17 protein-coding genes are annotated in these 22,169 nt (G+C 56.8%); 12 read left to right on the top strand and 5 right to left on the bottom strand.

Annotation, left to right across the window (positions count from 1 at the left end):
• The first annotated feature begins 21 nt into the window (after positions 1–21).
• From thiB to thiQ, 3 genes are read left to right on the top strand one after another with little or no spacing between them, the layout of a single operon-like run.
• Entirely contained in the window at positions 22–1,008 is a 987-nt protein-coding gene (gene thiB / locus ACN1CO_RS12935) for a thiamine ABC transporter substrate binding subunit (protein WP_419139277.1), read from the top strand.
• Positions 984–2,591 carry a thiamine/thiamine pyrophosphate ABC transporter permease ThiP gene (gene thiP, locus ACN1CO_RS12930; RefSeq protein ID WP_419139276.1) on the top strand — a complete coding sequence of 536 codons (1,608 nt, stop codon included), beginning with the start codon at positions 984–986 and terminating at the stop codon, positions 2,589–2,591. Before thiB ends, thiP begins: the two co-directional genes overlap by 25 nt.
• Entirely contained in the window at positions 2,578–3,279 is a 702-nt protein-coding gene (gene thiQ, locus ACN1CO_RS12925; protein WP_419139275.1) for a thiamine ABC transporter ATP-binding protein ThiQ, read from the top strand. The genes thiP and thiQ overlap by 14 nt, the downstream gene beginning before the upstream one ends.
• Positions 3,280–3,282: 3 nt before the next feature.
• Here thiQ and ACN1CO_RS12920 read toward each other — a convergent pair whose 3' ends face one another.
• Positions 3,283–4,047: a DedA family protein gene (locus ACN1CO_RS12920; RefSeq protein WP_419139274.1), complete on the bottom strand. Its 765-nt coding sequence runs from the start codon at positions 4,045–4,047 to the stop codon at positions 3,283–3,285.
• 169 nt (positions 4,048–4,216) lie between these two features.
• Here ACN1CO_RS12920 and polB point away from each other — a divergent pair, with 169 nt between their 5' ends.
• The 3 genes from polB to rluA all read left to right on the top strand — a co-directional run bounded on the left by polB (position 4,217) and on the right by rluA (position 10,329).
• Positions 4,217–6,577, top strand: coding sequence for a DNA polymerase II (gene polB / locus ACN1CO_RS12915; protein ID WP_419139511.1), 2,361 nt, complete (start codon positions 4,217–4,219; stop codon positions 6,575–6,577).
• A gap of 152 nt (positions 6,578–6,729) precedes the next feature.
• Complete coding sequence (gene rapA, locus ACN1CO_RS12910; protein ID WP_419139273.1) at positions 6,730–9,636, top strand: RNA polymerase-associated protein RapA; 2,907 nt, start codon at positions 6,730–6,732, stop codon at positions 9,634–9,636.
• Positions 9,637–9,675: 39 nt separating this feature from the next.
• Positions 9,676–10,329, top strand: a complete 654-nt coding sequence (gene rluA, locus ACN1CO_RS12905; RefSeq protein ID WP_419139272.1) for a bifunctional tRNA pseudouridine(32) synthase/23S rRNA pseudouridine(746) synthase RluA — start codon at positions 9,676–9,678, stop codon at positions 10,327–10,329.
• A 63-nt stretch (positions 10,330–10,392) separates the two neighbouring features.
• On the opposite strand, the gene djlA is transcribed toward rluA, so the two are convergent.
• Positions 10,393–11,202, bottom strand: a complete 810-nt coding sequence (gene djlA / locus ACN1CO_RS12900; RefSeq protein WP_003854797.1) for a co-chaperone DjlA — start codon at positions 11,200–11,202, stop codon at positions 10,393–10,395.
• A gap of 182 nt (positions 11,203–11,384) precedes the next feature.
• On the opposite strand from djlA, the gene lptD reads away from it, so the two are divergent.
• The 6 genes from lptD to apaH are packed head-to-tail and all read left to right on the top strand — an operon-like array spanning position 11,385 to position 18,189.
• Positions 11,385–13,751, top strand: coding sequence for an LPS assembly protein LptD (gene lptD, locus ACN1CO_RS12895; protein WP_419139271.1), 2,367 nt, complete (start codon positions 11,385–11,387; stop codon positions 13,749–13,751).
• 54 nt (positions 13,752–13,805) lie between these two features.
• Positions 13,806–15,101, top strand: coding sequence for a peptidylprolyl isomerase SurA (surA, locus tag ACN1CO_RS12890; RefSeq protein ID WP_283546279.1), 1,296 nt, complete (start codon positions 13,806–13,808; stop codon positions 15,099–15,101).
• Complete coding sequence (pdxA, locus tag ACN1CO_RS12885) at positions 15,091–16,083, top strand: 4-hydroxythreonine-4-phosphate dehydrogenase PdxA (protein ID WP_419139270.1); 993 nt, start codon at positions 15,091–15,093, stop codon at positions 16,081–16,083. The genes surA and pdxA overlap by 11 nt, the downstream gene beginning before the upstream one ends.
• Positions 16,076–16,897 carry a 16S rRNA (adenine(1518)-N(6)/adenine(1519)-N(6))-dimethyltransferase RsmA gene (rsmA, locus tag ACN1CO_RS12880; protein ID WP_419139269.1) on the top strand — a complete coding sequence of 274 codons (822 nt, stop codon included), beginning with the start codon at positions 16,076–16,078 and terminating at the stop codon, positions 16,895–16,897. Before pdxA ends, rsmA begins: the two co-directional genes overlap by 8 nt.
• A gap of 3 nt (positions 16,898–16,900) precedes the next feature.
• Entirely contained in the window at positions 16,901–17,278 is a 378-nt protein-coding gene (gene apaG / locus ACN1CO_RS12875; protein WP_179897619.1) for a Co2+/Mg2+ efflux protein ApaG, read from the top strand.
• 53 nt (positions 17,279–17,331) lie between these two features.
• Positions 17,332–18,189 (top strand): bis(5'-nucleosyl)-tetraphosphatase (symmetrical) ApaH, encoded by an 858-nt coding sequence (gene apaH, locus ACN1CO_RS12870; protein ID WP_419139268.1) that lies wholly within the window; start codon positions 17,332–17,334, stop codon positions 18,187–18,189.
• A gap of 34 nt (positions 18,190–18,223) precedes the next feature.
• On the opposite strand, the gene ACN1CO_RS12865 is transcribed toward apaH, so the two are convergent.
• The 3 genes from ACN1CO_RS12865 to ACN1CO_RS12855 all read right to left on the bottom strand — a co-directional run bounded on the left by ACN1CO_RS12865 (position 18,224) and on the right by ACN1CO_RS12855 (position 22,054).
• Entirely contained in the window at positions 18,224–20,107 is a 1,884-nt protein-coding gene (locus ACN1CO_RS12865) for a PhoX family protein (protein WP_419139267.1), read from the bottom strand.
• A 90-nt stretch (positions 20,108–20,197) separates the two neighbouring features.
• The gene (gene folA / locus ACN1CO_RS12860; protein WP_419139266.1) at positions 20,198–20,680 is read right to left on the bottom strand and encodes a type 3 dihydrofolate reductase; all 483 of its coding nucleotides are present in this window, start codon (positions 20,678–20,680) and stop codon (positions 20,198–20,200) included.
• A 234-nt stretch (positions 20,681–20,914) separates the two neighbouring features.
• Positions 20,915–22,054 (bottom strand): porin, encoded by a 1,140-nt coding sequence (locus ACN1CO_RS12855; RefSeq protein ID WP_419139265.1) that lies wholly within the window; start codon positions 22,052–22,054, stop codon positions 20,915–20,917.
• Positions 22,055–22,169: the final 115 nt, after the last annotated feature.

Here is a 22,169-nt window from a genome sequence, read left to right as displayed (position 1 = left end):
ATACTCCTGAAGGAGCGCAAAGTGTTAAACAAAGTTCTGCCGGTGCTGCTGTTACTCTCCGCCCCCGTTCTGGCGGCCAAGCCGGTTCTCACGGTCTACACCTACGACTCCTTCTCCGCTGACTGGGGTCCTGGCCCGGCGGTAAAAAAAGCCTTTGAAGCCCAGTGCAACTGCGAGCTGAAATTCGTCACGCTGGAAGATGGTGTCTCGCTGCTGAACCGCGTCCGCATGGAAGGCAAAAACAGTAAAGCGGACGTGGTGCTGGGACTGGATAACAATCTGGTGCAGGCGGCGCAGAAAACCGGCTTGTTTGCTGAAAGTCAGGTCGATACCTCAAAATTAAAACTGCCCGACGGCTGGCATAACACCACCTTCGTGCCGTTCGATTACGGTTACTTCGCCTTTGTCTATGACAAAACCCGCCTGAAAAATCCACCAAAAAGCCTGAAAGAGCTGGTCGACAGTCCGGAGAAGTGGCGGGTGATCTATGAAGATCCCCGTACCAGCACTCCCGGATTAGGTCTGCTGCTGTGGATGCAGAAGGTCTATGGCGATCAGGCTCCACAGGCGTGGCAAAAGCTGGCGCAGAAAACCGTGACGGTCACCAAAGGCTGGAGTGAAGCCTATGGTCTGTTCCTCAAGGGTGAAGGCGATCTGGTGCTGAGCTACACCACCTCTCCGGCTTACCACATCATCGAAGAGAAGAAAGAGAACTACGCCGCGGCGCCATTTGCAGAGGGTCACTATCTGCAGGTCGAAGTTGCCGCGCAGTTAGCCAGCAGCAAACAGCCAGCACTGGCACAGCAGTTCATGAAGTTTATGGTCTCGCCTGACTTCCAGCGCACTATCCCCACCGGCAACTGGATGTACCCGGTGATCGACACGCCGCTGCCTGCCGGTTTCGCGGCGCTTAACGTGCCTTCTACTGCTCTGCAGTTCTCGCCGGAAGAGGTTGCCAGCCAGCGTTCGGGCTGGATAAGCCAGTGGCAACGCGCCGTCAGCCGCTGATGCCGCGCTGGCTGATTCCCGGTTCCCTCGCCACGGTGTTGTTGACCATCGTGGCGTTTCTGGCCTTTGGCGCACTCTGGAGTGCCGCGCCGGACACGGACCTGCGCGGCGTGCTGCAGGATGACTACCTGCATCACGTTATCATGTTTTCTTTCGGTCAGGCGCTGCTCTCCGCCCTGCTGTCGCTGCTGCCTGCTATACCGCTGGCGCGGGCGCTCTATCGACGCCGTTTTCCTGGTCGTCTGCTGCTTCTGCGCCTGTGCGCCATGACGCTGGTGCTGCCGGTGCTGGTCGCGGTGTTCGGTCTGCTGACCGTCTATGGTCGAGTCGGCTGGCTGGCGCAGTTGTGCCAGCTGGCAGGGTTGAATTATCACTTCTCCCCCTATGGTCTGTCAGGCATCTTGCTGGCGCACGTCTTCTTTAACCTGCCGCTGGCGACCCGCCTGATGCTGCAGGCGCTGGAGAGCATCCCAGCAGAACAGCGTCAGCTAGCGGCACAGCTTGACCTGCGTGGCTGGCATCATTTCCGTCTGCTGGAGTGGCCGTGGCTGCGGCGTCAGCTGCTGCCGACCGGTGCGCTGATCTTTATGCTCTGTTTCGCCAGCTTTGCCACTGTACTGTCGCTGGGCGGCGGTCCGCAGGCTACCACCATCGAGCTGGCGATATTCCAGGCGCTGAGTTATGACTACGATCCCGGACGTGCAGCGCTGCTGGCGCTGATCCAGCTCGGCTGCTGTCTGACGCTGGTGCTGCTCAGCCAGCGCTTCAGTAAAGCGATTCCTGCCGGAAGCAGCCAGCTGAACGGCTGGCGTGATCCGCAGGATTCGCGCGGAGCACAGCTGATGGATGCACTGCTGATCCTGCTGGCGCTGATTCTGCTGCTGCCCCCGCTGGCGGCGGTCATCGTCGATGGTCTGCACGGCGGACTGCGTGGCGCGCTGGCGCAGCCTGACCTCTGGCAGGCCACCTTTACCTCATTGCGCATCGCCCTCGGTGCCGGCCTGATCTGTGTGGTGCTGACCATGATGCTGCTGTGGAGCAGTCGCGAGCTGCGTCTGCGTCAGCGTCCGATTGCGGCACAGTTGATCGACACCAGCGGCATGCTGATTCTGGCGATGCCAGGCATCGTGCTCGCCACCGGTTTTTTCCTGCTGTTCAACGCAACCATCGGCCTGCCCGATTCGGCTGAGGGGCTGGTGATCTTTACCAATGCGCTGATCGCCATTCCCTATGCGCTGAAAGTGCTGGAAAACCCGATGCGGGATGTCGCCGAGCGCTACGGCAGACTCTGCGATTCACTGGATATCCACGGCTGGAACCGGCTGCGGCTGATAGAACTGCGGGCGCTGAAACGTCCGCTGGCCCAGGCGCTGGCCTTTGCCTGCGTGCTGTCGATTGGTGATTTCGGCGTGGTGGCGCTGTTTGGCAGTGCCGACTTCCGCACACTGCCGTTCTACCTTTATCAGCAGATTGGTGCCTATCGTGGCGCAGATGGCGCGGTCACCGCCCTGCTGTTGCTGCTGCTCTGCTTATTGCTGTTCACGCTAATGGAAAAATTACCAGGCCGCCATGCTGACTCTTGATAACCTCACATACCTTTATCAGCATCTGCCGATGCGCTTCAGCCTCACTGCCACGCGTGGGGAGCGCATCGCGATTCTCGGCCCCAGTGGAGCCGGAAAAAGCACCCTGCTGAGCCTGATCGCCGGTTTTCTGCCGGTGAAACAGGGCACCCTGATGATTGACGGCCAGGATCACACCCACAGCGTCCCGGCCAGACGACCGGTTTCGATGCTGTTTCAGGAGAACAACCTGTTTCCGCACCTCAGCGTGCAGCAGAACATGGCGCTGGGGCTGCATCCGGGATTAAAACTCAGCGCTGAGCAGCGTCAGCAGCTGGCCGCGCTGGCCGATCAGGTGGGATTAGGCGATCTGCTGACCCGTCTGCCGGGCGAGCTGTCGGGCGGACAGCGACAGCGAGTGGCGCTGGCACGCTGTCTGCTGCGTGATCGGCCGGTGCTGCTACTGGATGAGCCTTTTTCTGCGCTGGATCCCGCGCTGCGCGGAGAGATGCTGCAACTGGTGCGTTCGGTTTGTGAAGCGCGCAGCATCACGCTGCTGATGGTGTCGCACAGTCTGGAAGATGCACAGCAGATTGCGCCGCGCAGCGTGGTGATTGTGGATGGACGGGTTTACTGGGATGGCGAGACCCGACAGCTGCTGTCGGGCGACACGCGGGAGGCCGAAGTGCTCGGCATCCCGCGTCGTTAAGCGTCAGGCGAAGAAAACCTGCCATAGCAGATGGCGGAAAATCGGCATCATCGGATGGAACTGAATGCCAGCAAATGCCGCGACAGCGATCACCAGCCCCAGCGGTCCTGCCCAGCGCAGGCGTTCAGGTGGCAGCCAGGCGGTCGCCCAGTCGCGGCTCTTGCCGCTGCGCCACCAGCGCCAGCATAACCAGCCACCCAGCCAGATCAGCAGTGCTGCGCCGAGTAACAGCCATTTAAAGCTGCCGCCCTGCGCGGCCTTCGGCACATCGATCGCCACACCCGCCAGAATCCCGGGCAGCAGATAGAGCGGCGGCCAGAGGATGCAGCCGATAAGGTTCGGCGGCAGGAACTTACGCACCGGCAGCTCCAGCATACCGGCCGCCAGCGGGATCAGCGGACGCGTAGGGCCAACAAAGCGCCCCACCAGAATCGTAAACATGCTGTGCTGATGCAGGGCGTGCTCGGTTTTATCCAGCAGGCCTTTATACTTTTGCAGATACTTCGAGCGATGCAGCGGCCCCTGGAATTTCCAGCCGATGCCGTAGGAAACCCAGTCACCAATCAGGCAGCCCGCAAAGCCCGCCGCCCAGGCCGGGTAAAGGCCCAGCTCGCCACTCCCGATCAGCGCGCCCAGACTGGCCATCATCACTGTACCTGGCAGCAACAGCCCGACCAGCGCCAGCGACTCCAGAAACGTCACCAGCGCAACGGCAAACAGCGCCCATTCCAGGGACTGTGTAATCAGTTGTTGAATCCAGGCTTCCATAATCATCCTAAGTAAAAGCAGAAGGCTGGATTGTCCAGAGCCAGCCATACAGCGTCAAGGCAAAAATTGTAGGACAATGTTGACAAAACGCAGCGGCAGGAACTGTATAAATATCCATGATATACTTAAGCGGTTTTCTCACCCCTGAATTGCTGAGTCCGGAGAACATCTGAATATGCCCCGCGCAGGTTTTCTGCTCACCCGCCACTGGCGCGACAGCCCGCATGGCACCGAAATCATCCTCTGGCTCGCCACGGATGCCGGCGCGCAGCGCGTGGTGCTGCCGGTGCAGGAGTCCGTCGCGTTTATTCCCGAGGAATTTCAGGCGCAGGTCAGCGAATTACTCAAAGATGAACGTCAGTTTCGGATTCAGTCGCTGACGCTGAAAGATTTCCGCCGCCGCCCGGTTTTTGGCCTCTACTGCCCGCAGAATCGTCAGCTACAGCGCATCGAAAAACGGCTGCGCGAACAGGGAATTCCGGTCTATGAGGCGGATATCCGTCCACCGGAGCGCTACCTGATGGAGCGTTTTATTACCGCGCCGGTCTGGTTTGATGGCGAGCAGCGCGGCGACAGCGTGGTCAATGCACGACTCAAACCCCATCCCGATTATCGCCCGCCGCTGAAATGGGTCTCGCTGGACATTGAAACCACGCAGCATGGCGAGCTTTACTGCATCGGGCTGGAAGGCTGCGGTCAGCGCCAGGTTTATATGCTTGGCCCCGCCAACGGTGATGCCAGCACGCTGGATTTCGAGCTGATCTATCTCGACAGTCGTCCACAGCTGCTTGAAGCGCTGAACCAGTGGTTTGCAGAACATGATCCGGATGTCTTAATTGGCTGGAACGTGGTGCAGTTTGACCTGCGGGTGCTGCAGAAGCATGCCGATCGCTACGGTATTCCGCTGCGTCTTGGCCGCCAGCAGGCCGCGCTGGAGTGGCGCGAACATGGCTTCAAGCCCGGCGTTTTTTTCGCTCAGGCCAGCGGCCGGTTAATTATCGATGGCATTGACGCCCTGAAATCGGCGTTCTGGGATTTCCCGTCATTCAGCCTGGAGTCGGTGTCGCAACAGCTGCTGGGTGAAGGGAAAGCAATCGACAATCCCTGGGATCGCATGGAGGAGATCAACTGGCGCTTTGCCAACGATAAACCGGCGCTGGCACGCTACAACCTGAAAGACTGCGAGCTGGTCACGCGCATTTTTCACAAAACGGCAATTATGCCGTTTCTGCTGGAACGCGCGGCGGTCAATGGCCTGGCCGTCGATCGCCACGGCGGTTCGGTGGCAGCCTTTGGTCATCTCTATATTCCGCGGATGCATCGCGCCGGGTTTGTCGCCCCGAACATGGGTGATGTCGCCCCGGAAGCGAGTCCGGGCGGCTATGTGATGGATTCGCGCCCCGGCCTGTATGACTCGGTGCTGGTGCTGGATTACAAAAGCCTCTATCCGTCGATTATCCGCACCTTCCTGATCGACCCGGTAGGTCTGGTAGAGGGCCTGGCTCATCCTGATGATGCCGATTCGGTCGAGGGTTTCCGCGAAGCGCGTTTCTCACGGCATACTCACTGCCTGCCCGCGATTGTTGAGCAGATCTGGCTGGGACGTGAAGCGGCGAAAAAGCAGAACAACCAGCCGCTGTCTCAGGCGCTGAAGATCATCATGAACGCTTTTTACGGCGTGCTGGGCACCAGCGCCTGCCGCTTCTTTGATCCGCGTCTCGCCTCCTCTATTACTCTGCGCGGTCACGCCATCATGCAGCAGACCCGCACGCTGATTGAGGCGGAAGGCTATGACGTCATCTATGGCGATACCGACTCCACCTTTGTCTGGCTGAAGTCCGCCCACAGCGAAGAGCAGGCCGCCGCGATTGGTCAGCAGCTGGTGCAGAAAGTGAATGCCTGGTGGCGCGACCACCTGCAGCAGACCCACGGGCTGACCAGCGCGCTGGAGCTTGAGTATGAAAACCACTTCTGCCGTTTTCTGATGCCGACCATTCGCGGTGCGGAACAGGGCAGCAAGAAACGCTACGCCGGACTGATTCGTGACGCGGCCGGTGAGCGCATGGTGTTTAAGGGGCTGGAGTCGGTACGAACCGACTGGACGCCACTGGCCAAAGCGTTTCAGCAGCAGCTCTATCAACGCATCTTCCATCGTGAGCCGTGGCAGGATTACATCCGCACCACGGTGGCGCAGCTGCTGGCCGGTGAACTCGACGATCAGCTGATCTACAAAAAGCGTCTGCGACGTCCGCTGAAGGAATATGAACGAAACGTGCCCCCGCACGTGCGCGCCGCCCGTCTGGCCGATGAGCAGAATCGTAAATTAAACCGGCCATTGCAGTACCAGAATGGTGGCCGCATTCGTTACGTCATTGCCACGGCGGGCCCCGAGCCACTGGAGGCGCGCAGCACACCGCTGGACTACGACCACTACGTGACGAAGCAACTTCAGCCGGTCGCCGAGGGGATTCTGCCCTTTGTTGAAGGGGACTTTGCTACACTTATTACCGGACAGCTGGGGCTTTTTTGACAGGTGACGAACGCCCTGCCATCCAGTACCATAGCGCCCTTCCTGAAACTCACCGCTCTTATGCCCGTTCCAGACCTTGTTGTCTGGCGGTAACGCTATTGCCTGAGCTTTGGGAACACCTCTAAAAACGTTAAAATTCGAGCAAAAAATATATGGTTTTTACATTAGGTCAGCGCTGGATTAGTGATACGGAAAGTGAACTGGGACTGGGCACCGTGGTGGCGATCGATACCCGCATGATCACCCTGCTGTTTCCGGCCACGGGGGAAAACCGCCTCTACGCCCGCAACGATTCGCCGGTTACCCGCGTCATCTTTAATCCGGGTGATACCATCACCAGCCACGAAGGCTGGCAGATGCGCGTCGATGAAGTACGCAACGAAAATGACCTGATGACCTATATCGGTACCCGTCTGGATACCGAGGAAAGCGAAGTAATGCTGCGCGAAGTGATGCTCGACAGCAAGCTGGTGTTCAGTAAGCCGCAGGATCGCCTGTTTGCCGGCCAGCTCGACCGGATGGATCGTTTTGCCCTGCGCTTCCGCGCCCGTAAATATCAGAGTGAGCAATACCGCCTGCCGATCAGCGGCTTACGCGGTATGCGCACCAACCTCATTCCTCATCAGCTGCATATCGCCCACGATGTGGGTCGCCGCCATGCGCCGCGCGTACTGCTGGCCGATGAAGTGGGTCTGGGTAAAACCATTGAAGCCGGGATGATCATCCAGCAGCAGCTGCTGGCGGGCCGTGCCGATCGCGTCCTGATCGTGGTGCCAGAAACCCTGCAGCACCAGTGGCTGGTCGAGATGCTGCGTCGCTTCAACCTGCGTTTTGCGCTGTTTGATGACGACCGCTATACCGAAGCGCAGCACGACAGCGATAACCCGTTTGAAACGGAGCAGCTGATTATCTGCTCACTCGACTTCGTCCGCCGTAACAAGCAGCGTCTTGAGATGCTGGCCGATGCCGAATGGGATCTGCTGGTCGTCGATGAAGCGCACCATCTGGCCTGGTCAGAAGGCGAGCCAAGCCGTGAATATCAGGTTATCGAACAGCTGGCGGAGAAAACCGCTGGCGTTCTGCTGCTGACCGCGACGCCGGAGCAGCTGGGCATGGAGAGTCATTTCGCCCGTCTGCGCCTGCTCGATCCTAATCGTTTCCATGACTTCGCGGCCTTTGTTGAAGAGCAGCAGCATTTCCGCCCAATCGCTGATGCCGTTACGGCACTGCTGGCGGATAAAGCGATCTCCCAGGAGGAGATGAATCGGATCAACGATCTGGTCGGTGAGCAGGACATCGAGCCGCTGCTGCAGGTCGCTAATAGCGACCGTGACGGCAAGCTGGAAGCGCGTCAGGAACTCATCTCCATGCTGATGGATCGCCACGGCACCAGCCGCGTACTGTTCCGTAACACCCGTAATGGGGTTAAAGGCTTCCCGAAACGCGAACTGCATCAGATCCGCCTGCCGCTGCCTGCGCAGTATCAGACGGCGATTAAAGTCTCCGGCATTATGGGCGCGCGCAAAAGCGCAGAAGAGCGGGCGCGTGACCTGCTCTATCCGGAGCAGATTTATCAGGAATTTGAAGGCGACAGCGGCACCTGGTGGAACTTCGATCCGCGCGTGGAATGGCTGATGGGCTATCTCACCACCAACCGTAAAGAGAAGGTGCTGGTGATCTGCGCCAAAGCGGCCACCGCGCTGCAGCTGGAGCAGGTACTACGTGAGCGAGAAGGTATCCGTGCAGCGGTGTTCCACGAAGGTCTGTCGATCATTGAACGTGACCGGGCTGCCGCCTGGTTCGCATCAGAAGAGAATGGCGCGCAGGTGCTGTTGTGCTCCGAGATCGGTTCAGAAGGTCGTAACTTCCAGTTTGCCAGCCGTCTGGTGATGTTTGATTTGCCGTTTAACCCGGATCTGCTGGAGCAGCGCATTGGTCGTCTGGATCGTATCGGTCAGGCGCACGATATTCAGATTCTGGTGCCGTGGCTGGAGCAGACCGCACAGGCCGTGCTGCTGCGCTGGTACCATGAAGGGCTGGATGCGTTTGAACACACCTGCCCGACCGGCCGCACCATCTATGACAGCGTCCATTCGCAGCTGATCGGCTATCTGGCCGCGCCGGAAAACAGCGAAGGCTTCGATGCCTTTATCACCGACTGCCGCAAACAGCATGACGCGCTGAAACTGCAGCTGGAACAGGGTCGCGATCGCCTGCTGGAGCTGAACTCCAACGGCGGTGAATCGGCTCAGTTGCTGGCTAAAGCCATTAGCGAGCAGGACAACGACACCGGCCTGGTGAACTTCGCGCTCAACCTGTTTGATATCGTGGGTATCAATCAGGAAGATCGCAGCGATAACCTTATCGTGCTGACCCCTTCCGACCACATGCTGGTGCCCGATTTCCCTGGCCTGCCGGAAGATGGCTGCACCATCACCTTTAACCGCGATCAGGCGCTGTCACGCGAAGATACCCAGTTCATTACCTGGGAACATCCGCTGATCCGCAACGGTCTGGACCTGATTCTGTCGGGCGATACCGGCAGCAGCGCCCTGTCACTGCTGAAGAACAAGGCGCTGCCGGTAGGGACGCTGCTGGTTGAGCTGATCTATGTGGTTGAAGCGCAGGCACCGAAACATTTGCAGCTGACCCGCTTCCTGCCGCCGACGCCAATCCGTCTGCTGATGGATACCAAAGGCACTAACCTGGCGGGCAAAGTGGAGTTCGAAAGCTTTAACCGTCAGCTGAATGCGGTTAACCGTCACACCGCCAGCAAACTGGTGAATGCGGTACAGCAGGATGTGCATGCGATTCTGACTCAGGGTGAACAGAGCGTCGTTAGCGAAGCGCGTGCGGTGATTGATGCGGCGCGTGCTGAAGCGAATGAAAAGCTGGGCGCAGAACTCGCGCGTCTCAACGCGCTGAAAGCCGTCAACCCGAACATCCGTGAAGATGAAATCGAAGCGCTGGAAAGCAATCGTGAACAGGTGCTGGAAAGTCTCGACGAGGCCAACTGGCGTCTCGACGCGCTGCGCCTGATTGTGGTGACACACCAGTAAGCTCAGGGGCCGCATGGCCCCTTATTTTTGGAAAGCCCCATGGAACCTTACAATCCACCGCGTGAACCCTGGCTGCACATCCTTTATCAGGATGCGCATATCATGGTGGTGAACAAACCCAGCGGTCTGCTCTCGGTACCCGGTCGGCTATCCGAGCACAAAGACAGCGTGATGACGCGGATTCAGCGGGATTTCCCGCAGGCGGAATCTGTCCACCGGCTCGATATGGCAACCAGCGGCGTGATGGTGGTGGCACTGACCAAGGCGGCGGAACGCGAGCTGAAGCGACAGTTCCGTGAGCGCGAGCCTTCCAAAACCTACGTGGCCTGCATCTGGGGTCATCCGGAGAAGGAAGAAGGACTGGTTGATCTGCCGCTGATTTGCGACTGGCCAAATCGCCCGAAGCAGATGGTCTGCTTCGAGACCGGCAAAGCCGCGCAGACGGAGTATCAGGTGCTGGAGTATCGGACGGATAACAGTGCGCGTGTTTCGCTGAAGCCGATTACTGGCCGCTCACACCAGCTGCGGGTGCATATGCTGGCGCTGGGCCATCCGATTCTGGGGGATAACTTCTATGCGCATCCGGAGGCCAAAGCGATGGCACCCCGTTTGCTGCTGCATGCTGAGTCACTGACCATCACCCATCCGGCATTTGGCAATGCCATGACGTTTCGTCAGCCCGCCGATTTTTAAGATTTACTGCAGGACTGTCGCCGTGGCCTCCTCTGTTGCAGAAGAGGCCACAGGACCGGGAAATTACTTAAAGCCTTTCTCTTTGCGAATCAGATCGTATGCCGCCTGAATTTCCTGCGCTTTCTGCTTCGCCATCTCCATCATCTCTGGCGGTAATCCTTTCGCCACCAGCTTATCAGGATGATGCTCGCTCATGAGTTTACGGTAGGCGCGTTTAATGGTTGTGGCGTCATCGCTGCTCTTCACACCCAGCACGCTGCAGGCATCTTCCAGCGTTGGCCCACGTTGCGCCTGCTGGAAACCGCCTGAACTGCGCTGCCCCCCGCCAAACTGCTGGCCGCCTTCCATCATGCGCAGGAACTGATCGAACTGACCGCGCGAAATACCCAGCTCCTCGGCAATCACATAGAGCACCTGACGCTCATTGGGATGCAGTGAACCGTCAGCAAAGGCGGCCTGAATCTGGATCTCCAGGAACATCCGAATCAGATCGAAGCGGCCAAAGCAGGCGCTGCGCAGTTCACGCAGTTTGCTGCGTAACGGGTAATCTGCCTGCTTGCCTTCGCGGAACGCGCGCTGAGCAGCCGTGCGGGAGTCACCGTGCAGCTGCATCCTTTCCATTAACAGCGAAGCAATCTGAATATCTGCTTCTGTGACGCGCCCTTTTGACTTTGTCAGATGGCCCATCACCTGAAAGGTGGTGCTGAAAAACAGCGTCTGTCGGGTCTGATTATTTGAGAAGTAAGCCTTGCCTTGTGCGCCGCGTACTTTGTCAATCATATGGCCAATGATCAAACCGATCACAATACCCCAAAAGCCTGCGCCGGAAAGTAATCCCACCGCCAGACCCATAACTTTTCCCCAGTAGCGCATAAACTCCTCAATTCGCCATGCTTGCGGCTGAAAATTGCATTATCATACCTGTCATTTATCTCAGCGCCTAACGGCAACGCTGACAGACCAGGATTAACACTGGCGCAACGCCGGGCAGTAAGTTAGTCTCTGACCCGATTGTCGGCATGATGCCAGTTTTCATGGAATTCTCGATACCGCGTATGAAAAAACATATACCTACCCTGCTGGCCACACTGATCGGCGCAGCCATTAGCCAGCAAGCCTTTGCCGACGATTTGATGTCGCAGTGTATGTTAGGCGTGCCGAGTTATAACCGCCCGCTGGTGAACGGCGATACCAACCAGTTGCCTGTCACTATTCACTCCGACGCCGCCAAAGGGAACTATCCCAATGATGCGGTCTTTACCGGCAATGTGAATATTGAACAGGGCAACAGCCGTATGCAGGCAGATGAAGTTCAGCTTCATCAGCGTCAGCAGGAGGGTCAGACCGCGCCAGTACGTACCGTCGATGCCCTGGGTAATGTGCACTACGATGACAACCAGGTCATCCTGAAAGGTCCGAAAGCCTGGTCAAACCTCAACAGCAAAGATACCAACGTCTGGAACGGTCAGTACCAGATGGTGGATCGTCAGGGACGCGGCACCGCCGATCAGATGAAGCTGCGCGGTGATAACCGCTACACCATTCTGGAAAACGGCACCTTTACCTCCTGTCTGCCCGGCTCTAACAGCTGGAGCGTGGTCGGTTCAGAAGTGATCCAGGATCGCGAAGAGGAAGTGGCGGAGATCTGGAACGCCCGCTTTAAGATCGGTTCGGTTCCGGTGTTCTACAGTCCCTATCTGCAGTTACCGATTGGCGATCGTCGTCGATCCGGTTTCCTGATCCCGAATGCAAAATATGGCAGCAACAATGGCTTTGAGTTCATGCTGCCTTATTACTGGAACATCGCGCCGCAGGCCGATGCGACCATCACGCCGCACTACATGAGTAAGCGCGGCATGCAGTTCCAGAACGAATTCCGTTATCTGACGACACTGGGTGCCGGTCTGGTCGAATTCGACTACCTTGGCTCCGACAAACAGTACGATAACGACAAATCAGTGCGCGGCATCGCCGAAAGTGCGAATTCCGATCGCTGGCTGTTCTACTGGCGTCATGCCGGTGTCTATGACCAGAACTGGCGTTTCAACGCGGACTACACCAAAGTCAGCGATCAGTACTACTTCAACGATCTCGACTCGAAGTACTACAGCTCGACCGACAACTACGCCACGCAGAAATTCAGTATTGGCTATGCGGACACCAACTGGGACGCCACGCTCTCCACCAAAGATTTCCAGGTGTTTGGTAATAACACCAGCAATAACATCTACCGCGCGATGCCGCAGCTGGATGTTAATCTCTATCAGAATGATATCGGCCCGTTTGATGGCCGGATTTATGCCCAGGCGGTGAAGTTCACCAACGTCAACACCCGCTATCCCGAAGCGACTCGTTTACATGTTGAGCCAACGCTGAACCTGCCGCTGTCAAATGGCTGGGCCAGCCTGGATACCGAAGCGAAATTCCTGGCGACCCATTATCAGCAGGATGATGTTGAGTATTACAACAACTCAGTTGATACCGATCGCAACAACCAACTGAAAGAGTCGGTTAACCGCACCCTGCCACAGTTTAAAGTGGATGGCCGCCTGGTGTTTGACCGCGATATGGACTCCGCAGTGGGTTATACCCAGACGCTGGAACCGCGCGTGCAGTACCTTTATATCCCGTACCGCGACCAGAGCAATATCTATCCGTACGACTCAACTCAGCTGCAAACCGACTATACCGGTCTGTTCCGCGATCGTACTTATAGCGGTCTGGATCGCATCGCTTCTGCCAACGAAGTGGCAACCGGCGTCACTTCGCGTATTTATGATACCGATCTGGTTGAACGTTTTAACGTTTCTGTAGGTCAAATCTACTCGTTTACCCCTTCTCGTACGGGTGTGAATGAAACCAGTAAAGAAGATGATACCGGCAGCCTGATTTGGGCTGGCGATACATACTGGAAAATCAGCGATCGCTGGGGCGTCCGGGGTGGTCTGCAATATGACACCAAACTCGACAACGTCTCCCAGGGCAATACCGTACTGGAATACCGTCGTGATGCCGACCGCATGGTGCAGCTGAGCTACCGTTACAGCAGCCCGGAATATGTAGCCACTGCACTGAACAACAGCGCGCTGGTGACAAATCCTATCTTCAAAAATGGGATTTCACAGGTCGGTACTACGGCCAGCTGGCCGATCGCCGATGCATGGTCTGTGGTAGGCGCTTACTACTACGATACTCGCAACAAGCGTCCGGCGTCGCAACTGGTTGGCCTGCAATACAGCTCATGCTGTTACGCTGTCCGGGTCGGTTACGAGCGCAAAATTAACGGTTGGGAAAACAACGACAGTAAGTACGACAACCAAATCTCATTCAACATTGAGCTGCGTGGTCTGAGTCCGAACTATGGCTTAGGCACCAACGATATGCTGCGTCAGGGCATTATCCCTTACCAGCCTGCTTTCTGATGTTGTGATGTTTGACAGGCAATCCCGCAGTGCGGAACCAACAATGGATAAAGTATGAAGAACTGGAGAATGCTGATTCTTGGTGTGGCAATCAGTGCCAACACCGCGTTCGCAGCACCACAAGTCGTTGATAAAGTTGCAGCCGTGGTCAATAACGGCGTGGTTCTTGAGAGTGACGTGGACGGCATGATGAGCACCGTTAAATCTCAGGCCCAGCAGGCAGGTCAGCAGTTGCCGGATGATAAAACGTTGCGCCATCAGATTCTGGAACGTCAGATCATGGACAACATCATTCTGCAGATGGGTGACAAAGCGGGAATTCAGATCAGCGACGAACAGCTGGACCAGGCTATTCAGAACATCGCTGCTCAGAACAAGATGAGCCTTGATCAGCTGCGTAGCCGTCTGGCTTATGATGGCATGAACTACAGCGTGTATCGTTCTCAGATCCGTAAAGAGATGACCATCGCTGAAGTGCGCAACAATGAAGTACGTCGTCGTGTGACCATTCTGCCGCAGGAAGTCGATACGCTTGCTGCCCAGATCGGTTCTCAGAACAGTCAGGGCACCGAGCTGAACGTCAGTCATATTCTGCTGCCGCTGCCGGAAAACCCGACGCAACAGCAGGTTGATGAGCAGGAAACGCTGGCGAAACAGCTGGTTGGCGAACTGAAAAATGGCGCTGACTTCGGCAAGATGGCCGTAACCTACTCTGCCGACTCCCAGGCGCTGAAAGGCGGCAACATGGGCTGGGGTAAAATCGAAGAGTTACCGACCCTGTTTGCTCAGGCCCTGTCGAGCGCCAAAAAAGGCGATATCGTCGGTCCGATTCGCTCGGGTGTGGGCTTCCACATCCTGAAAGTGAACGACCTGCGTGGCGAGAGCAAAAATGTCTCGGTCACCGAAGTTCACTCGCGTCACATTCTTCTGAAGCCATCGCCGATCCTGACAGACGAGCAGGCACGCGCACAGCTGGAGCAGATTGCTAACGATATCCGCAGTGGTAAAACCACCTTTGCGGCCGCGGCTAAGCAGTACTCTGATGACCCGGGTTCCGCGAACCAGGGTGGCGATCTCGGCTGGACCTCACCGGAAGTCTTTGATCCGGCCTTCCGTGACGCGCTGCTGCGCCTGAAAAAAGGCCAGACCAGCCAGCCGGTTCACTCCTCTTTCGGCTGGCATCTGATTCAGTTGCTGGATACCCGCCAGGTTGATAAAACCGATGCGGCCCAGAAAGAGCGTGCTTACCGCATGCTGTTTAACCGTAAGTTCGCGGAAGAAGCACAGACCTGGATGCAGGAACAACGCGCCAGTGCCTACGTGAAGATTCTGGATGGCAATGCGCAGTAATGCCCGTGTAGTGATCACCCCCGGCGAACCTGCCGGGATTGGTCCCGATCTTACCGTTCAGCTGGCCCAGCAGTCGTGGCCGGTTGAACTGGTGGTCTGCGCCTCGCCAGTTCTGTTGCAGCAGCGTGCGGCGCAACTTGGTCTGCCGCTGACGCTGCGACCCTACCAGCCTGGCGTGGCAGCCGAGCCACAGCAGGCGGGTACGCTGACTATCCTGCCAGTTGAAACGGCAGCGCCGGTCAAGCCCGGTGAGCTGTGCGTCGCCAACAGCGACTATGTGCTGGCCACGCTGGCGCGCGCCTGTGACGGTTGTCTCGACGGTGAATTCGCTGCCCTGATTACCGGCCCGGTGCACAAAGGCGTCATCAACGATGCCGGCATCGCCTTTACCGGCCATACCGAATTCTTCGCCGATCGCGCAGGTGGGCATCGTGTCGTTATGATGCTGGCAACGGAAGAGCTGCGCGTCGCACTGGCGACTACCCATCTGCCGCTGAAAGATGTCCCCGCTGCGGTGACCCGTGACTGTCTGCATGAAGTAATTACGATTCTGCATCGTGATCTGCAGCAGAAGTTTGCGATTGCCGAGCCGCATATTTACGTCTGTGGTCTTAACCCTCATGCGGGCGAAAGCGGCCACATGGGTCGGGAAGAGATCGAGACCATCACGCCAGCACTCAATGAACTGCGTCAGCAGGGCATTAACCTGACCGGCCCGCTGCCTGCGGATACCCTTTTCCAGCCTAAATATCTGCAATATGCCGATGCGGTGCTGGCGATGTATCACGACCAGGGTCTGCCAGTACTCAAATTTCAGGGGTTTGGCCGGGCGGTAAATATCACCCTGGGCCTGCCCTTTATCCGGACTTCAGTTGATCACGGCACCGCGCTTGAACTCGCCGGTCTGGGTCAGGCTGAACCGGGCAGCTTCATCACGGCGCTTAACCTCGCCATCACTATGATCAAGAGCAGTAATGAATAATCGCGTCCATCAGGGGCACTACGCCCGTAAACGTTTCGGGCAGAACTTCCTGAACGATCAGTACATTATCGACAGCATTGTCTCCGCCATTCATCCACAGCGCGATGAAGCGCTGGTAGAGATCGGTCCAGGCCTGGGTGCCTTAACCGAACCAGTTGGCGAACGCCTCGATAAATTAACGGTGATAGAACTGGACCGCGATCTCGCTGCGCGTCTGGAAACTCATCCGTTCCTTGGCCCGAAACTGACTATCTTCCAGCAGGACGCCATGACCTTCGACTTTGCCGCGCTGGCGCAGGAGAGAGGCCAGCCGCTGCGGGTATTTGGTAACCTGCCGTACAATATTTCGACCCCGCTGATGTTCCACCTTTTCAGCTATACTGGTTCGATCAAAGATATGCACTTCATGCTGCAGAAAGAAGTGGTCAATCGTCTGGTCGCCGGTCCGGGTAACAAGACCTACGGTCGTCTGACGGTGATGGCGCAGTACTATTGCCAGATCATTCCGGTGCTGGAAGTGCCTCCGCACTCCTTTACACCGCCACCAAAAGTGGACTCTGCCGTGGTGCGTCTGGTGCCGTATCCTGAGCCGCCTTATCCGGTCAGCGATGTGCGTATTCTGAGCCGTATTACCACTGAGGCATTCGGCCAGCGTCGTAAAACACTGCGCAACAGCCTGAGCCACATGGTGGCTGCTGGTGCACTGGAAGAGTTATCCATAGATCCAACCCTGCGTGCCGAGAACGTCTCCGTCGCGCAATATTGTCAGCTGGCAAACTGGCTGGCGAATCATCAGGGAAAATCGCAGGAGTAAGTCATGAGTGAAACGGCCCGCGTCTCCGTCCATGTGCAAAGCCAGTACGTTGCCTCACAATCCTCACCGGATGATGATCGCTACGTCTTCGCCTATACCATTACGATTCGCAATCTGGGCCGTTCATCAGTGCAACTGCTGGGACGTTACTGGCTGATTACCAACGGTAACGGCCGGGAAACGGAAGTTCAGGGTGAAGGCGTGGTCGGTGAACAGCCGCTTATCACACCTGGCAATGAATTTCAGTACACCAGCGGTGCCGTGATTGAAACACCGATGGGCACCATGCAGGGACACTATGTGATGGTCGACGAACAGGGTGACACCTTCCACGTCGAGATCCCGGTGTTCCGCCTCGCCATTCAGACCCACATTCATTGATTTACACGCTTTTTGCCCGTTAAGTCGGGCACCTTCCTGATGGATAAAACGTTATGAGCACATATCTGATTGGCGACGTTCACGGCTGCTACGATGAATTACGTGCCTTGCTGCAACAGGTCGATTTTAATCCTGAGCAGGATACGCTGTGGCTGACTGGCGACTTAGTGGCGCGCGGTCCGGGCTCACTGGAAGTTCTGCGCTACGTGAAATCGCTGGGCGATGCGGTGCGTCTGGTGCTGGGCAATCACGATTTACATCTGCTGGCGGTCTATGCTGGTATCAGCCGTAACAAGCCCAAAGATCGCCTGACACCGCTGCTGGAAGCAGACGATGCGGATGAGCTGATCAACTGGCTGCGTCGTCAGCCGCTGTTACAGGTTGATGAAGAGAAAAAGCTGGTAATGGGACACGCCGGTATCACGCCGCAGTGGGATATCGAGACCGCGAAAAAGTGTGCACGTGAAGTTGAGGCGGTGCTCGCCAGCGACAGCTATCCGTTGTTCCTGGATGCCATGTATGGCGATATGCCGAATAACTGGAGTGAAGAGCTGACCGGACTGGCGCGACTGCGCTTCAGCACCAACGCCCTGACCCGCATGCGTTACTGCTTCCCCAACGGCCAGCTGGACATGATCTGTAAAGATGCCCCTGAATCCGCGCTTCCGCCGCTGAAACCCTGGTTTAACATTGAAGGCCCGGTCGCACGTGACTACACCATCGTGTTTGGTCACTGGGCGTCGCTGGAAGGCAAAGGGACGCCAGAGGGCATTATCGGTCTGGATACCGGTTGCTGCTGGGGCGGAACACTGACCCTGTTGCACTGGGAAACGCAGCGCTATGTGGTACAGCCTTCCAATCGCGAAAAAGCGCTGGCCTCCAGCGAAAGTCTGGCACCGCCTGCGCTATAACTGCGATGCTGGCCGTTAAGGCCAGCATCCTCTTTTATGCGCCGATAATGCCGCCATCTTCGCGGGTGATCATTATCACCGACGAGCGTGGACGCGGACTGTTATTGGGAAAGTGCGAGTCGCCCTCTTCGCCAGGATGCTGCACATTCACGAACAGCGTTTTGTAATCCGGCGTGAAGGTGATGCCGGTCAGCTCGCACGATTTGGGGCCGACCATAAACCGGCGGATCTCTCCGCTGTCAGGATCGCCCACCAGCATCTGATTGTTCCCCTGCCCCTGATAATCCTCTTTGTTACTGTATTTGCCATCGGTCAGGATCCATAATCGCCCGTGCGCATCAAACCCCAGACCATCCGGGCTGTTAAAGGTGTTCTCAACGGTGATATTGGGTGTACCGCGATAGATCCCCTCGGGATGCGCGATGGGATTACCGCACAACGCATAGATATCCCACTCAAACGTCTGCGCGATGGCATCGCCCTTTTCATCCCAGCGGATAATCTGGCCGTAGATATTTTTAGGTCGCGGATTCGCCGCATTGACCGGCATGCCTTCATTGCCACGTTTGTTATTGTTGGTCAGCGTGCAATAAGCACGGCCATCATGCGGGTTAACGGCAATCCACTCCGGCCGGTCCATCCGTGTAGCGTTCACCACATCGGCCGCCGCACGCGCATTGATCAGAATGTCGGCCTGACTGTTAAACCCCTTTTCAGCGGTGAGTCCATTTTCGCCCCACTTCAGCGCCAGCCAGCGCCCGGTGCCTTTCAGCGGTGTGCCCTGCGCATCGCCGTTGAACTGCGCCACATAGAGCGTGCCCTTATCGAGCAGTCCGCGATTGGCTTTAGCATCATCCGGGATGACCTTGTCGTCTGAGACATATTTATAGATATACTCGCCGCGCTCATCATCGCCCATGTAAACCACCAGCTGACCGGTTTTAGCGACCGTCACGGCGGCATTTTCATGCTTGAAGCGGCCCAGCGCGGTGCGTTTGACCGGCACAGAGTGAGGATCGAAGGGATCGATTTCGACAATCCAGCCGTGGCGGTTAAATTCGTTGGGATTTTTTGCGATATCGAAGCGGGGATCAAAGTCGGCCCAGTTGCGCTCTGGCTCGGCGGCATTCAGGGTATAGCGCTTCTGCTGTGGGGTCGGCGTAAAGTTCGCCTGATGGGTGCCAAAATAGGTGTCGTAGTTCTCTTCACAGGTGAGATAAGTTCCCCATGGCGTTTTACCGTTGGCGCAGTTACCAAAGGTGCCAAGGACATGCATTCCCTGTGGATCGGCGGCGGTCTGCAGCGCTTTATCCCCCGCAGCCGGGCCGGAAAAACGCATGGGGGTATTGGCGGTAATGCGGCGGTTGTAGTCAGAAGGACGAACCACCTGCCAGCGATTGTCGTCGCCCCGCTTCACTTCAACGATGGAGATACCGTGTGCCGCCTGCGACTTTTTCACATCTTCCAGACTGGTCGCTTTGCTGCCGCCGTGGGCGAACAGCGTTGGCTCGTTCACATATTCATTGTTAATCGCCATCACGCCACGGTGGTCATTAATCGCGAAGAAGCTCATCCCGTCGTTGTTATCACCGAACTGCTTTTCCTGATCTTCCGCGCTGTTGTTGCCGTGCGGATCAAATGCGACGGCGCCATTCACCAGCGGATCACCCCAGGAGATCAGCACGTCGGCACGATAGCCCGGGGCGACCACAACCTCATCGGCGGTTGACGCGGCAATCGCCTGAAAGCCCAGCAGCGGACTGCCAGCAGGCTTCTCCTGCGCCAGTGCGCTTCCTGAAAGCGTGAGGCCGCCGCTGAGAAAGCCGGTCAGCCCGAGAGCGCCGGAACCGGCAAGAAATTTACGACGCAGTGGATCACGCAGGCGGTCAGTGCTTAATGCGGAGAGTTCGGTTTTCATTATTGATTGCTTCCTTTATGACGATCCCAGAAAAGAAGCAATGCTAATGAACAGAGATGACAGCCAGGTTACAGACTGGCAGAGAGAGGATTAGCGACGGCGGTCAAGGATCTCAAAGCAGTAGCTGTGGGAGTTCTGCTCGTCAGCGTCGTGAAACTCGCTGAACGTGGACTGCCACTCATCCGGCTCGTAGTCCGGGAACTGCGTATCACCTTCAACTTCTGCATCAATATGCGTCAGATAGAGACGATCGGCACGCTTCAGCATCTGTTCATAGACGCGTCCACCGCCAATCACCATGATCTCTTCAGCATCACCGGCTGCCTGTATCGCCGCATCCAGGGAAGTGACCCAGGTGACGCCTTCAGTGGTGCCCGGCTGGCTGCTGACCACGATGTTCAGTCGGCCAGGTAACGGACGACCAATGGATTCAAAGGTCAGTCGACCCATAATGACCGGTTTCTTCAGCGTATTGCGCTTGAACCACGCCAGATCTGCTGGCAGGTCCCACGGCATGGCGTTTTCCATTCCAATAATGCGATCTGCTGCTAATGCCGCGATAAGACTAATCATGTTAACCACTCACTGAAAAAAATTGGCGCCATGATACGTAAAGGTGAAACTTTCGTCGATAGGGGAAAGGTCTATTTGCGTAAAGCTTTTCATGATGCCGTTTTTCACGGCTTGTGCAGCGTTTTTCACCGCGTAATCGCGTCAGTTTGCCGCAGCTCGCCAGCGACTGGCCTCAGGCTGGCACAAAAAGCGTGTGTAAAAGAAAACGGCTCCCGGAGGGAGCCGTCAGGATTATCAGAAGTCGTAGCGCAGACGCACCAGATTCATATCACCCAGGTTATCGGTGCTGGAGGTGAAGACATGTTCATAATCAACACGGAAACCGTAGTCGAGGAACAGCACCACACCCAGACCGTTGTCGATGCGCTGGTAATCACGGCCAGTCATGACCTCAATGCGATCACCCATGACATAAGGCTGCACCGCTTTCAGACCATACTGCCCCACCGGAATTTTGTAACCGGCGAAATATTCAACGCCCCACGCATCGCCAGCAAAGTAGTCATGCACATCTTTGCGTTTGGTGGTCATGAAGTTCTCATACCAGCCACCACCGGCTGACAACGTCCAGTTGCCTGGTGTCCAGCTCAATGCAGTGCCGTAAATGTTCTGATCGTAATCGTGGCTGTCGCCATTGGTCGGGTTACGCATCGCCGCGCGGGTGTAGTTCCACGCCGTGCCCCAGCTCAGATCGTCAGTGATGTGGTAATCTACACCCAGCGAGCCGCCGCCTTTGCGCTTATAGCGCAGGCCGTTGCCTGGCAGATAGTCATTATCCTCGAACAGATAAGAAGCGTAGATATCCGCATCGCCGAAGGTGTTTTTATACTTCAGCTGCTTACGTGAACGGTAAGATCCGTCGTAGTCGCCGTTGATTCCGTTGCCCGGCGCCTGGCCGACCATGTCGTAATCCCAGATATCGGTCTTGGCACCCACGGTGTCGTAATAGACGCTGTTCTGCTGACCAAAGGTAAGCTGACCCCAGGTTTTGCTTTTCAGACCGGTGTAGAGCTGGCGACGCGTGGTGTTATTGGCACCGTCCGCATAGTGGCGATCCCAGCCGAAAACCGCCGGGACGTTAACGCCCAGCTCGTAGTAGCTGATCCAGCTGACGTCATCAAACAGGTAGTAGTCAGCGCCGAAACGGAAACGGGTGCCGCCATCAAAACCGTCACGTTTGTAGGATTTGTCATCCACGCCGGTCTGATGATTGAACTGAGCACGAATGCTGCCGCCAACAGTGAAATTAAGACGGCTAAGCGGATCGCCTGCCTGCGGATCCTGTTTTAACAGAGTCACTTCCGCCTGGCTGGCGAAAGGAAGAATAGCCATCAGTGCAGCCACTGCACTCAGAGAAAAAGTACGCATTTTCATTTTTTATTTATGTCCTGATACGCTCCAGTGATGAGCGGCAGGCATAGTACTGGCGAAAAATCCGCACAGGAAGTGTTTATATTATAAATTTGTGCGAACCCGCCTTATTCGCACC

The sequence above is a fragment of the Pantoea sp. R13S299 genome (genome assembly GCF_048515925.1).
Taxonomy (GTDB): domain Bacteria; phylum Pseudomonadota; class Gammaproteobacteria; order Enterobacterales; family Enterobacteriaceae; genus Pantoea.
This window is presented reverse-complemented; position numbering and strand designations above follow the sequence as displayed.